Source organism: Streptomyces sp. NPDC057438, from assembly GCF_042802995.1.
Lineage (GTDB): Bacteria > Actinomycetota > Actinomycetes > Streptomycetales > Streptomycetaceae > Streptomyces.
In genome coordinates this window covers 1-13586 of sequence record NZ_JBHVDD010000141.1, presented here as the reverse complement: position 1 = coordinate 13586, position 13586 = coordinate 1, and the positions used below count along the sequence as shown (strand labels likewise).

Genomic DNA, 13586 nt, shown 5'->3' with positions numbered 1-13586 from the left:
CTTTTCAGGGGCGCGGGGAACTGCGCGAACGGGGTCCGGGGCGGAGCCCCGAGGATGGGACGGGTAGGGGCGGCGGGGGCGAGGACAATCCCGGGCGGCGGGGGCGAACCCGTTCCGGGTCGAAGCATCCCGCCGCCGATCGTCACGCTCAACCGCCCACCGCCCGCTCGACACAACGCCCCAGCACCGTGAGGAACTCCGGTGTGTCCCACGGCCCCCGGTCCGCCCGCCCCGTGTCCGCCACCCCGAGGTCCTGTACGTCGTAGCGGCCCCGGCAGTGGCCGAGCGTGAAGTAGCAGACCTCGCCGAGGCCGTAGCGCCTGAGGTAGAGCACCGGCCGCGGTGCCCGGTCGAGGGCCGCCGTGCCGCCCTCGGCGAAACCCCGGCACGGGCCCGTGTACTCGGCGTGCAGCAGCACCTCCAGCTCCCCGTGCAGCTCGCACACGTACAGCTCGTCGGTGACCGTGAACGGTTCGATCCCGGCGACCAGCGGATGACCGGGCCGGGTCACCTGCACCTCGTACGGTTCGATCGGCGGGTGGGCCAGGAACCGGCTGCCGAGCACCACGGCGACGTCGCCGAGGAGCCGGGGAGTGGTGAACACCCGTGGCCCGCCGGGAGCGGGCGGCTCGATCACCGCGTTGGTGCCGTGCAGGGCCAGCCAGCGCCCGCCCCGCTCGACGAACCGTGCCAGCGCGGCCTGTTCGGCGGGGCCGGGCCGGACGTCGCAGGTGTAGGTGATCAGCAGGTCAGCCTCGTCGAGCGCGGCGGTGCGGGCGTAGTCCTGGAAGACCGTCGTACGTACCCGCGGATGCTCGGCGAGCAGCTGCAGCAACCGCAGCCGCGCGTGGTCGAAGTCGTGCCACCTGCCGCCGCAGACCAGTACGGCGTCCAGCCGGCCGGCCGGGCCCGCCACGGCTCAGTACTGGACGCGGGTCAGCAGCCCGCCGTCCACCACGAGGTTGACGCCGACACAGAAGGAGCCGGGCCGCCCGAGCAGGAACGCGACGGCGGCCGCCACGTCCTCCGCGGTGCCGTAGCGGCCGATCGGCAGCTTGGCGAGGACTTCTTCGTAGACCTCCGGACGGCTGGTGCGGATGGTCTCCCAGGCGCCGCCGGGGAAGTCGATCGGGCCGGGCGAGACGGTGTTGACACGGATGCCCTTCGGCGCGAGCGCGTGCGCGAGGGCGGAGGCGTGCTGGACCACGGCGGCCTTGAGGGCGGAGTAGGAGTTGGCGCCGGCGGGCCGGGCGGTGTCGGAGGCGTTGGTGGTGCCGATGGCGACCACGGCGGCCCGGTCGGAGACCTCCAGGTGCGGCAGGGCCGCCTCGACGAGTCCCGCGAAGGGGATCAGGTCGCCGCGCAGGCTCGCCTCCCACGACTCGGGGCCCTTGACGTTGCCCGCCGAGACGTTGGACACCAGCAGGTCCAGTCCGTCGAGGGCGTCGGCCGCCCGCGCCACGAAGCCCGCGAGCGCGGCCGGGTCGGTGACGTCGACCGGTTCGGCGAACACCGTCGCGCCCTCGCCGCGCAGTTCGGCGGCGGCCGTGGCCAGCGCCTCCTCGCCCCGGGCGCAGAGTGCCAGCGCGCAGCCCTCGGCCGCCAGGGTGGTGGCGATCGCCCGGCCGATGCCCCGGCTCGCGCCGGTCACCAGCGCCTTCGCGCCTGTCAGTCCCAGATCCATGGGGTCACTCCTTCGTGATGGGTGATGGGTGATGGGTGTGCCGTCGCTCGGTCGGTCGCTCAGCCGTCGGTGAGCCGGGAGAACGGCACCCGGTCCGTGCGCGGTTCCGGCGGCAGTTTCAGGACGCGTTCGCCGATGAGATTGCGCTGGATCTGGTCGGTGCCGCCGGCCAGCCGGTAGCCGGGTGCGCCGAGCAGATGCTGCGTCCAGGCGAACGTGCCCGGCTCCCCCGTGTCGGCGCAGATCCGGGCGCCCATGAGGTCGGCGGCGAGCTGTCCGGTGCGGGTGAGCAGGTCGGAGGCCATCAGCTTGGTCAGCGACGCCTCGGGGCCGGGCCGGCCGCCGGCGGCGCTCGTCCTCGCGACGCGGTCCACGGTGGCGGCGCGCAGCTCGGTGCGGACGTACAGGTCGGCGAGGCGCTGGCGGACCAGCGGGTCGTCGGTGCGGCCGAGAGAGCGGGCGAGGGCGAGGACGTCGGTGAAGGTGCCTCCCTTGCGCCTGTTGCCGCTGCCGGACGCGGTCCGTTCGAAGCCGAGGGTGGTGGTGGCGACCTCCCAGCCCTGTCCGGGACGCCCGATGCGGAGCCGGTCCGGGACGCGGACACCGCTGAGGAAGACCTCGTTGAAGGAGGCACCGCCGCTCATCTGCCGGATGGGGCGCACGTCCACGCCGGGGGCGTCCATCGGGACCAGGAACGCGGTGATGCCCGCCTGTTTGACGACATCCGGATCGGTGCGGGCGAGCAGCAGGCCGTAGTCGGCGAACTGCGCTCCCGAGGTCCACACCTTCTGCCCGTCGATCACCCAGTCGCCCCCGCCGCCTTCTTCGGCCGGGCGGGCGGTGTCCGTGTCCTCCTGCCGGGCGCGGGTGCGTACGGCCGCGAGGTCGGAGCCGGCGCCGGGTTCGCTGAACAGTTGGCAGGCCAGCAGGTCCGTGCGCAGGAACGGACGCGCGAAGTCGCGGCGCTGCCCGGCCGTTCCGAACAGGGAGACGGCCATCGCGACCAGCCGCACGGTGACACTGATCAGTTCGGTGGACGGCGGTACGTCGAAGGCAGACTCCTCCTCGGCGAAGACCGCCACGTGCGCGGCGCTCAGGCCGGCCCCGCCGAGGTCCGCCGGCAGCGTCAGTGCCTGGTAGCCGGCGTCGAAGCGGGCCCGCTGGTAGGCGCGGCAGTGCTCCAGCAGCAGGCGCTCGGCGGCTTCGGGGAGGTTGTGGAAGACGGCGAGGCCGGCCTCTCCGGTCGTCTCCGGCGTTCGCGCCGGGTCGAGGACGGTGGCCAGCCACTGTCGGACCTGTACGCGCCAGGAGTCCGGATCGGGCGGGGACACGGCTCCTCCCTGGAACGGGGACATGGCTCCTCCTTGGAAAGGCACTTACCAGACGACAGTTGCAGTAACGGGGATCAGTCAGCGTCCGAATCATCCACCCGACCATGCGGGGATGTGCTCGGCGTGGGTCAGAGTGTTCCGCACTTTCTTGATAAACGCTACAGTCAGAGCATCGACCCTCCCGGATCGCGGGAGGGGACCGAGGAGCCGCCCGGAGGAGCCATGTCGCAGTTGCCGCTCGACCGTCGCGTCCGGAGCACCCCGGACCGGCCCGCCCTGGTGGACGACTGGGAAGTGCTGTCCTGGTCCGCACTCGCGGACCAGGTGGCGCGGGCGTCGGGACGGCTGCTGGAGATCGCGCCCGGCCCGCAGGACCGGGTCGTCGTGCTCGGCGACAACGCCGCGCCGACGCTGGTGGCCCATCTGGCCGGACTGCGAGCCGGCGTGGGGACCGTCGCCGCGTCCCGGCATCTGACGTCGGGCGAACTCGTGGACCAGATCATCGACGCGGGCGCCACCGGCATCGTCGCCGGACCCGCGGGCGCGGGCGCGGCCCTGGACGCGGCCCGGGAACTGGGCCTGCCGCTGGTGCTGCACGGGACCCCGGCGATCGGGCACGCCTTCGACTGGGACCTGTGGCTGGCGGCCGCCCCCGCCGGCCTCACCGTTCCGGGAGACCGCCCCGCCCGGCCGCCCCTCGTCTACACCTCGGGCACGACCGGCCGGGCGCGCGGCACCGAGGTGCGCTGGGTGAGCGGTCCGGTCGCCGACAGCTCCGCCTATCTGGCCGCGATCTCCGCCCGGTCCGGTTTCCCGCCGGGCCCGCACCTGGTGTGCGGCCCCCTGCAGCACAACGCGCCGCTGACGGCCCTGCGCCATCTGGCGGCGGGGCAACCGGTGGTCGTGCTCGGCCGGTTCGACCCGGAAGTCTGCCTCAGCCGGGTCGCGCAGTGGCGGGCCACCTCCACGGTCATGGTGCCCACCCACTTCCAGCGGCTGCTCGCCCTGCCGCGCGAGACGCGTGCCCGGTACGACGTCTCCAGCCTCACCCAGGTCTCCCACACCGGGTCCGCGTGTCCGCCGGACGTGAAGCGGGCCATGATCGAGTGGTTCGGTCCGGTGCTGACCGAGTCGTACGGCGCGAGCGAGGCGGGCACCGTGGCCCGTATCGGCAGCACCGAGTGGCTGGCCCATCCGGGGTCGGTCGGCCGCGCCCACCCGCCCTTCGAGGTCCTGGTGACCGACGACGACGGCCGGCCGCTGCCGCCCGGCGAACGAGGGCTGCTGGCGTTCCGGGCTCCCGAGGACCGAGGTGTGCGCTACCACGCGGACCCCGACAAGACGAGGTCCGCCTACCTCGCCCCGGGCGTCTTCACCCTCGGCGACATCGGCTACGTCGACGCCGACGGCTACATCTTCATCACCGACCGGGCCGCGGACGTCGTGGTCTCCGGCGGTGTCAACCTGTACCCGGCCGAGAGCGAGGCGGTGCTGCGGCAGCACCCGGCGGTCGCCGAGGTCGCGGTGATCGGTGTGCCCGACCCGGACTTCGGCGAGTCGCTGCGGGCGCTGGTCGTGGCGGCCGGGGACGGCACGCCGGCCGAGGAACTCGACCGCCACTGCCGCGACCGGCTGGCCGCCTACAAATGCCCGAAGTCCTACGAGTTCGTCCCCGAACTCACGCGCAACGCGATGGGCAAGCTCGACAAACGCGCGATGCGCCGCCCCTACTGGCACTCCGAGCGGACCATCGCGGGCTGAACCGGGCCCCGGCGCCCGACGCCCCGCCGCCCACCGCCTGCGGGCTGCCGGCCGCCCGCCCACGACGACCTCCGCCCCCGTACGAAGGACCCTCCATGACCGAACTCCTCCTCATCCGGCACGGCCTCCCCGTGGCGGGCGTGTACGACCCCGGGCTGTCGCCGGAGGGCACCGCCCAGGCGGAACGTCTCGCCGCCTGGCTGGTCCACGAGGACATCGACGCCCTGTACACCAGCCCGTTCCGGCGCGCCCGCGAGACGGCCGCGCCCCTCGAACGGCGCACCGGCATGACCGCGGCCGTACTGGACGACCTGCGCGAGTGGGACACGGACGTCTCGCATCCCTACACACCACCGGAGCAGATCGGCGCGGACGATCCCCGGGCCGCGGCGCTGGCCGAGGGCCGCTACGAGGACTTCGTGCCCGATCTGGACTGGGACGCCTTCCGCGCGCGTGCCGTACGGGCCATGGACACCGTCTTCGACGCCCACACCGGCGGTCGGGTCGCCGTGGTGTGCCACGGCGGCATCACCAACACCTATCTGGCGACCGTGCTGGGCCTGCCCACGATGTTCTGGTTCCACCCGGGCTACACCTCGGTCAGCAGGGTGCGGCGGCTGCCGGGCGGCCGGATCGTCCTGCACTCGGTGAACGAGACGGCCCACATGGTCGCCGAGCGCGCCGTCGACGCTGTCGCCTGACCCGTCTCCTCGTCCCCGCCCCGTCCCGTCCCCCGCAGGAGGTTCCGGCCATGCCCGGATCCGTCATCGTCTCCGGTGCGAGAACGCCCGTCGGCAGGCTCATGGGCGCCCTGAGCGCCGTCTCCGCCGTCGATCTCGGTGCCCATGCCATCGGCGCGGCGCTGGCCGCCGCGCCGGTGGACCCGGCCGCCGTGGAAGCCGTCGTCATGGGCCATGTCGTCCAGGCCGGGGCCGGCCCGAACCCGGCGCGGCAGGCCGCGATCCGCGCCGGTATCCCGTTCTCCGTTCCCGCGAGCACCGTCAACAAGCTCTGCCTGTCGGGTCTGCACGCCATCGCCCTGGCCGACCTCATGATCACGTCCGGCCGGCACGAGGTGGTCGTCGCGGGCGGTATGGAGTCCATGTCGGGCGCCCCGCATCTGCTGCGCGGTGCGCGCGGCGGCTGGAGGTACGGCGGCGCCGCCGTCGAGGACGGGCTCGACCGGGACGCCCTCGTCTGCGCCTTCGACCACGTCTCCATGGGCGCGGCCACCGAGCGGTACCAGCAGCCGTTCGGGCTGACCCGCGAGGAGCAGGACGAGTACAGCGCGCTCTCCCACCGACGGGCCGCACGCGCCCGGGAGTCGGGTGCGTGGGCCGACGAGATCGCCCCCTACAAGGTCCCGGGCCGGCACGGCGGGACGGTGGTGGACACCGACGAGGGCATACGGCCGGACAGCACCGCCGAGAGCCTGGGGCGCCTGCGTCCCGCGTTCTCCGACGGGGGCACCGTCACCGCGGGCAACTCCTCCCAGCTCTCCGACGGCGGCGCGGCGGTCGTCGTGATGAGCGCGGAGCGCGCCCGGCGCGAGGGTCTGGCCCCGCTCGCCGAGATCGGCGCCTACGGCACGGTCGCGGGCCCCGACCCCTCGCTGCTCGTCCAGCCGGCCGGGGCGGTCCGCGACGCGCTGGCCCGGGACGGCCGGCTCGACGCCGCCGACGTGGATCTGTTCGAGATCAACGAGGCGTTCGCCGGAGTCGCCCTCGCCTCCGTCCGGGAGCTGGGCCTCCCCCTGGACAGGGTGAACGTCAACGGCGGCGCCATCGCCCTCGGCCACCCGGTCGGCATGACGGGCGCCCGTCTGGTCCTGACCCTCGCGGCGGAACTGCGACGACGCGGCGGCGGCACCGGCGCGGCGGCCCTGTGCGGGGGCGGCGGCCAGGGCGACGCACTGCTGCTGCGCGTACCGGCGCAGGCCTGAAACCTCGGAGCTGACACACCATGAACGACCCACTGCCCCCGGCCGGGGCGATCCTGACCGTCGAGACCCGTGCCCCCGCCGCCGACGGCGTCGTCACCCTCACCCTGCGCCGCCCGGGCGGCGGGCCGCTCCCCGCCTGGACGCCGGGCGCCCACATCGACGTACTGTTGGGCGACGACGCCGGAGCCGACGGCACCCTGATCCGGCAGTACTCCCTGTGCGGGCACCCCGAGAGACGCGGGTCCTGGCAGATCGCCGTACTGCGCGAGCCGCGGGGCCGCGGCGGCTCCGCGTACGTCCACGACCGTCTGCGCGAGGGCAGCACCGTCCGGGTCCGCGGGCCACGGAACAACTTCCCGCTGCGGCCCTCCGGACGCCACCTGTTCGTCGCGGGCGGCGTCGGCATCACGCCGATCCTTCCCATGGTCGAGGCCGCGGAGGCCGCGGGCACGGACTGGCGCCTGCTGTACGGCGGCCGCACCCGCACCTCCATGGCGTTCCTGGACCGTCTCGCCCCCTACGGCGACCGCGTCCTGCTCCGCCCACAGGACGAGTACGGCCTGCTGGACCTCGGCTCCTTCCTGGGCCCGCCCGAGCCGGACACCCTGGTGCACGCCTGTGGTCCCGAGCCTCTGCTGCGGGCCGTGCGGGAGGCATCGGCCGGCTGGCCCCCGGGGACGCTGGGCGTCGAGCGGTTCGCCCCGGCAGAGACGGCCGGGGCGGCCGGAGCGGGCGAGGCGGCCGATACCGGGGCGTACAAGGCCTTCGAGGTGGAGCTGGTCCGCTCCGGGCTCACCCTCACCGTGCCGCCGGACCGCTCGGTGCTCGAGACCCTGGAGGAGGCCGGCGTCGCGGTGGACTTCTCCTGCCGGGAAGGCACCTGCGGCACCTGCGAGACCGACGTGCTCGACGGCGAACCCGAGCACCGCGACTCCCTGCTGACCGAGGAGGAGCGGGCGGCCGGCGAGACCATGCTCATCTGCGTCTCCCGTGCGTGCGGACCCCGCCTGGTCCTCGACCTGTGACCAGGGGGCCGTCACCCGAGCGGCCCTGTGCCGCTGCTCACATCAGCGTCGCCACTTCCGGCAATTTAGTAGGACGTCCTAGTATCTCTGCAGCAGAGTTTCAGCGACCCGTCCGGGAAGGCCCCCATGAGCGACCTGCACCAGCCCGTGCACCCCGTCCGTCTGGTCACGGCTTCGGCCCTGTTCGACGGACACGACGCGTCGATCAACATCATGCGGCGGATCTTCCAGTCCCAGGGCGCCGAGGTGATCCACCTCGGACACAACCGCTCCGTCCGCGAGGTCGTGGACGCCGCGCTGGAGGAGGACGCCCATGGTGTGGCGGTCTCGTCCTACCAGGGCGGACACGTGGAGTACTTCGAGTATCTGGTCGAGTCGCTGCGCGCGCAGGGCGCCGACCACGTCCGTGTGGTGGGCGGGGGCGGCGGTGTCATCGTGCCCGAGGAGATCACCCGGCTGCGGGCGAGCGGGGTGACCATCTTCTCCCCGGAGGACGGTCAGCGGATGGGGCTGGCCGGGATGGTCAACTCGGTCGTGCGGGACTGCGACTTCGACCTGTGGGACGGCAAGCCGGCCGACGTCGCCGCCGTCCTCGCGGGCGACCGGTTCGCGATCGCCCGTACCGTCACCGGAGCCGAACTCGGCAAGCTGCCGGCCGACTTCCTGGCCCAGCTGCGGGCCGCCGCGGCGGCCCGGGTCACCCCGGTCCTGGGCATCACCGGCACCGGCGGTTCGGGCAAGTCGTCGCTGACCGACGAACTGGTGCGCCGGTTCCGCGTCGACCAGCAGGACAAGCTGCGGATCGCCGTGATCGCGGTCGACCCGACCCGCCGCCGGGGCGGCGGCGCCCTGCTCGGCGACCGCATCCGCATGAACTCCCTCGACGGCAGCCGGGTGTTCTTCCGGAGCCTGGCCACCCGCGGCAGCCGGGAGCTGCCCGAGCACCTGACCGACGTGATCGACGTGGTCAAGGCCGCCGGGTTCGACCTGGTGATCGTGGAGACGCCGGGCATCGGCCAGGGCGACGCGGCGATCGTGCCGTTCGTCGACACCTCGCTGTACGTGATGACACCGGAGTTCGGTGCCGCCTCGCAGCTGGAGAAGATCGACATGCTCGACTTCGCCGACGTCGTGGCGATCAACAAGTTCGAGCGGCGCGGCGCCAAGGACGCGCTGCGCGACGTGGGCCGCCAACTGGTCCGCAACCGCGAGGCGTTCGGCAAACGCCCCGAGGACATGCCGGTGTACGGCACCTCCGCGGCCACCTTCAACGACGACGGGGTCACCGCGCTCTACCAGCATCTCAAGGCCGCCCTGGCCGACAAGGGCCTGCCGCTGTCCGGGGGCACACTGCCGGTGGTCGACGCACGGCACTCCTCGGGCATCCGCCAGGTCGTGCCCGCCGACCGGGTGCGCTACCTCGCCGAGATCACCGACGCCGTCCGCGCCTACCACGCCGAGACCGGCCGGCTCGCCGAGGCCGCCCGACGGGTGCAGCGCCTGGACGCGGTCAGGGGCGAACTCCTCGACGCCGGCCTCGGCGCGGACGACGTGGGTTCGCTGCTGGAAGGCGCCCGCCGACAGCTCCCGCACGACCTCGTCGAGCAGATCGCGAACTGGCCCGCCGTCATCGCCTCCTACTCGGGCGACGAGCAGGTCGTGAAGGTCCGGGACAAGGAGATCCGTACCAAGCTCACCCGTGAGTCGCTGTCCGGCAACAGGATCCCCCGTGTCGCGCTGCCCCGCTTCACCGACCACGGGGAACTCGTGAACTTCTGGCGCCGGGAGAACCTCCCCGGCCACTTCCCCTTCACCGCCGGGGTGTTCCCCTTCAAGCGCGACGGCGAGGACCCGGCCCGTATGTTCGCCGGCGAGGGCGATCCGTTCCGCACCAACCGGCGCTTCAAGCTGCTCTCCGAGGGCCAGCCGGCCACCCGGCTGTCGACCGCGTTCGACTCGGTCACCCTCTACGGCCGCGACCCGGACGAGCGCCCCGACGTGTACGGCAAGGTCGGCACCTCCGGGGTGTCGGTCGCCACGCTGGCGGACATGAAGGCGCTCTACGACGGCTTCGACCTGGTCGCGCCCACGACCTCGGTCTCCATGACGATCAACGGGCCCGCGCCGACCGTCCTGGCGTTCTTCCTCAACACCGTCATCGACCAGCGGACCGACCGGTTCCGCGCCGCCGAGGGCCGCGACCCCTCGCCCGAGGAGGCGGCCGAGCTGACCGCGTACGCGCTGGCGAACGTACGGGGCACGGTCCAGGCCGACATCCTCAAGGAGGACCAGGGCCAGAACACCTGTCTGTTCTCCACCGAGTTCTCCCTGCGGATGATGGCCGACATCCAGGAGTGGTTCATCGCGAACCAGGTCCGCAACTTCTACTCGGTGTCCATCTCCGGTTACCACATCGCCGAAGCCGGGGCCAACCCCATCAGCCAGCTGGCCTTCACCCTGGCCAACGGCTTCACCTACGTCGAGGCCTACCTCGCCCGCGGCATGCGCATCGACGACTTCGCCCCGAACCTGTCGTTCTTCTTCTCCAACGGCATGGACCCCGAGTACGCGGTCCTCGGCCGGGTCGCCCGCCGCATCTGGGCCGTCGCGATGAGGGAGAAGTACGGCGCGAACGACCGCTCGCAGAAGCTGAAGTACCACGTCCAGACCTCCGGCCGCTCCCTGCACGCCCAGGAGATGGACTTCAACGACATCCGCACCACCCTCCAGGCCCTCATCGCGATCTACGACAACTGCAACAGCCTGCACACCAACGCCTACGACGAGGCCGTCACCACCCCCACCGAGGACTCCGTGCGCCGGGCCCTGGCCATCCAGTTGATCATCAACCGGGAGTGGGGCCTGGCCATGAACGAGAACCCCCTGCAGGGGTCGTTCATCATCGACGAACTCACCGACCTGGTGGAGGAGGCGGTCCTCCAGGAGTTCGAGCGGATCAGCGAACGCGGCGGTGTGCTCGGCGCGATGGAGACCGGTTACCAGCGCGGCCGTATCCAGGACGAGTCGATGCTCTACGAGCAGCGCAAGCACGACGGCACCCTGCCCCTCATCGGCGTCAACACCTTCCGCAACCCCCACGCCGACACCGCCGAGCCCGGCGTCATCGAGCTGGCTCGCGCCACCGAGGCGGAGAAGCAGTCCCAGCTGGAGCGCGTGCGGGAGTACCAGGCCCGCCACCGGGACCCGGCCCACGCCGCCCTGACCGCCCTCAAGGACGCGGCGGTGAGCGGCCGCAACGTCTTCGCCGTTCTCATGGATGCCGCCCGGGTCTGCTCGCTCCAGCAGATCACCGAGGCGTTCTTCGAGGTCGGCGGCCAGTACCGCCGCAACGTCTGAACCGAGCCAGTAAACCGCCGCAACGTGAAGCAAGCCCGCAAGCCCCGCGCGGCACCACGCGCGGGGCCCAGCAGATAGGACCCCGGATGGATCCCGTCACCCGCCTCGGCGTCGTCGGCTGCGGCCTCATGGGCTCCGGCATCGCCGAAGTCGCCGCCCACAGCGGCCTCGACGTCCGTGTCGCCGAAGCCACCCACGACGCCGTCGAAGCCGGCCGCCGCCGTATCACCGCCTCCCTCGACCGGGGCGTACGGCGCGGCAAGCTCAGCGAACAGCAGCGGGACCGGGCCCTCGCCGGGCTGTCCTTCACCCACGACCTCGGCGACATGGCCGACCGCCAGTTCGTCGTCGAGGCCGTCGCCGAGAACCGCGACATCAAGACCGACGTGCTGCGCGCCCTGGACAAGGCGGTCGAGGACCCCACGGCGATCCTCGCCACCAACACCTCCTCGATCCCCGTCGTCGACCTCGCGGTCGCCACGCAACGGCCCGCGCAGCTCATCGGCATGCACTTCTTCAACCCCGTGCCCGTCCAGCGGCTGATCGAGCTGATCCCCGCCCTCACCACCAGCGAGGAGACCCTGCGGCGCACCCGCGCCTTCGCCGCGCAGCTGGGCAAGGAGGTCATCCAGGCACCCGACCGCTCCGGATTCGTCGTCAACGCCCTGCTCGTGCCCTACCTGCTCAGCGCGGTACGGATGGTGGAGTCCGGCGGCGCCCGCCCGGAGGACATCGACCAGGGCATGGAGCTGGGCTGCGCGCACCCGATGGGGCCCCTGCGGCTGCTCGACCTCATCGGCCTCGACACCGCGCAGGCGGTGGCCGAGTCGATGTACGAGGAGTTCAAGGAGCCTCTGTACGCACCGCCCGCGCTGCTGCGCCGCATGGTCGCCGCGGGGCACCTGGGCCGCAAGAGCGGCCGGGGCTTCCACGTCTACGACACGTGAACCATGTGCCCGGTGCCCCGCGCCCCGGTGTCCCCGGTTTCCCGTACCGCCAACTCCGCACGGGGGCAACGACGTTGACCGGACGAACCGGCTGATAGCGTGACGGCGGGTCTCGTCGCGGACCGACGTGGCCGACCACCGGTGAAGAGGAAAATACCGTGAGCAAGAGGCTGGCCGAGGGCCCCATCCGGGCACTGCTCGTGGCCTACACGCCGGACGGAACGTGGCTGCGGGAACTGCGGCTGCCGGTCCCGCCCTTCCCCGGGCTGGGCATCCGTCTGGACACCTACGACGTCGTGAACGTCGACAGCGTCCTCGTCGGTGACGACGGCCGCTGGGACATCGACGTGACCTGCCTGGTGTCCGTGGACGGAGGCGTCCCCTTCACCGAGGAGCGGTGGGAGGAACTCGGCTTCGAGTCCGGCGTCTACGTCTGAGCCCGCTCCCCCCTCCCCAGCCGCTCCCTCTCCTGAGCCGCTTCCCCGTTCCGGCGGTACATGGGGGCCGTTCCCCCATGTACCGCCAGGGTCCTCCTGACACCGTGGGCACCGGTTCGACGCGCCCCCGGGTGCGCGGCCGGGACGTTCAGGCTGATGAGAGGGAACCCATGGGCAGTAAAGCGTTACTCCGGGTCGTGGTGGTGGCGGCGATGGCCGGCTCCGCGGTGACCTTGACCGGAGGGCCCGCGAGCGCGGCCACCGGTGTGTTCAAGAGCGGGACCAACGTGGTCGTGAACGCGGCGGCGGGACGCGCGAACAACATCACGGTCGGCCTGTCCGGGAGCAACGTCGTCATCCAGGACACCTCCGACACCCTGACCGCCGGCGTCGGCTGTTCGGTCCAGGGCAACGGCTCGGTGGCCTGCCCGGTGAATCTGGGCAGCGACACGGTCGTGGTCAACGCCGGTGACGGCAACGACATCATCACCAAGACCGGCAACGTCCGCGGTGATCTGAAGGGCGAGTCCGGCAACGACGTCATCAACGGCGGTCCCAGCCCGGGCAGCAACATCCTCAACGGCGGCCCGGGCAACGACACCCTGAACGGCGGTGTCACCTTCGACCTGCTCATCGGCGGCACCGGCGCCGACCGGCTCAGCGGCGGGGGCGGCACCAGCGACATCGCCAGCTACCTGGAGAGCACCTCCGGCGTCGTGGTGGACATCGACAACGCGGCCGACGACGGGATCGGCGGGGAGGGCGACAACGTCCTCACGGACGTCGAGATGGTCTACGGCAGCCAGTTCGGCGACACGCTGACCGGGGGCACGGCGGGCGACATCCTGTCCGGCTTCGGGGGCAACGACCTCCTGGTGGGAGGATCGGGCAACGACACCCTCGTCGGCGGCGCCGGCGGCGACAGCCACAGCGGTGGCGCGGGCAACGACACCCTCGACGCCGTGGACGGTGTGTTCGGGAACGACTCCCTCAACGGGGGCACCAACACCGACACGTGCACGGCCGACACGAGCGACACCAAGAGCGCCTGCGAGGCGTGAGGCTCCGCGACGGGCCGGACCGCGAGGCCGCGGTCCGGCCC

At 72.4% G+C, this 13586-nt stretch carries 11 protein-coding genes; 8 read left to right on the top strand and 3 right to left on the bottom strand.

Annotated elements, in window-relative coordinates:
- Positions 1–148 precede the first annotated feature (148 nt).
- Genes ACFU5F_RS40505 through ACFU5F_RS40495 form a run of 3 tightly spaced genes read right to left on the bottom strand, consistent with a single transcriptional unit; the run spans position 149 to position 3039 of the window.
- Positions 149–916 (bottom strand): ThuA domain-containing protein, encoded by a 768-nt coding sequence (locus ACFU5F_RS40505; RefSeq protein WP_383898454.1) that lies wholly within the window; start codon positions 914–916, stop codon positions 149–151.
- Positions 917–919: 3 nt separating this feature from the next.
- Positions 920–1684 (bottom strand): SDR family NAD(P)-dependent oxidoreductase, encoded by a 765-nt coding sequence (locus ACFU5F_RS40500; protein WP_383898453.1) that lies wholly within the window; start codon positions 1682–1684, stop codon positions 920–922.
- A 59-nt stretch (positions 1685–1743) separates the two neighbouring features.
- Complete coding sequence (locus ACFU5F_RS40495) at positions 1744–3039, bottom strand: acyl-CoA dehydrogenase family protein (protein WP_383898451.1); 1296 nt, start codon at positions 3037–3039, stop codon at positions 1744–1746.
- A 198-nt stretch (positions 3040–3237) separates the two neighbouring features.
- On the opposite strand from ACFU5F_RS40495, the gene ACFU5F_RS40490 reads away from it, so the two are divergent.
- From ACFU5F_RS40490 to ACFU5F_RS40455, 8 genes are all read left to right on the top strand, one after another.
- On the top strand, positions 3238–4776 hold the full coding sequence (locus tag ACFU5F_RS40490; protein WP_383898449.1) for an AMP-binding protein: 1539 nt from the start codon (positions 3238–3240) through the stop codon (positions 4774–4776).
- A gap of 95 nt (positions 4777–4871) precedes the next feature.
- Positions 4872–5477, top strand: a complete 606-nt coding sequence (locus ACFU5F_RS40485) for a histidine phosphatase family protein (protein ID WP_383898447.1) — start codon at positions 4872–4874, stop codon at positions 5475–5477.
- A gap of 50 nt (positions 5478–5527) precedes the next feature.
- A complete protein-coding gene (locus ACFU5F_RS40480) occupies positions 5528–6718 on the top strand; it encodes an acetyl-CoA C-acyltransferase (protein ID WP_383898445.1) in 1191 nt (396 codons plus the stop codon).
- 20 nt (positions 6719–6738) lie between these two features.
- Positions 6739–7743: a PDR/VanB family oxidoreductase gene (locus ACFU5F_RS40475; RefSeq protein WP_383898444.1), complete on the top strand. Its 1005-nt coding sequence runs from the start codon at positions 6739–6741 to the stop codon at positions 7741–7743.
- Positions 7744–7869: 126 nt separating this feature from the next.
- Entirely contained in the window at positions 7870–11100 is a 3231-nt protein-coding gene (gene icmF, locus ACFU5F_RS40470; protein WP_383898443.1) for a fused isobutyryl-CoA mutase/GTPase IcmF, read from the top strand.
- Between the two features lie 86 nt (positions 11101–11186).
- Positions 11187–12047 carry a 3-hydroxybutyryl-CoA dehydrogenase gene (locus ACFU5F_RS40465; protein WP_383898441.1) on the top strand — a complete coding sequence of 287 codons (861 nt, stop codon included), beginning with the start codon at positions 11187–11189 and terminating at the stop codon, positions 12045–12047.
- 158 nt (positions 12048–12205) lie between these two features.
- Positions 12206–12484, top strand: a complete 279-nt coding sequence (locus ACFU5F_RS40460; RefSeq protein WP_358950552.1) for a hypothetical protein — start codon at positions 12206–12208, stop codon at positions 12482–12484.
- A 170-nt stretch (positions 12485–12654) separates the two neighbouring features.
- Positions 12655–13545, top strand: a complete 891-nt coding sequence (locus ACFU5F_RS40455; RefSeq protein ID WP_383898440.1) for a calcium-binding protein — start codon at positions 12655–12657, stop codon at positions 13543–13545.
- The last annotated feature ends 41 nt before the right edge of the window (positions 13546–13586 follow it).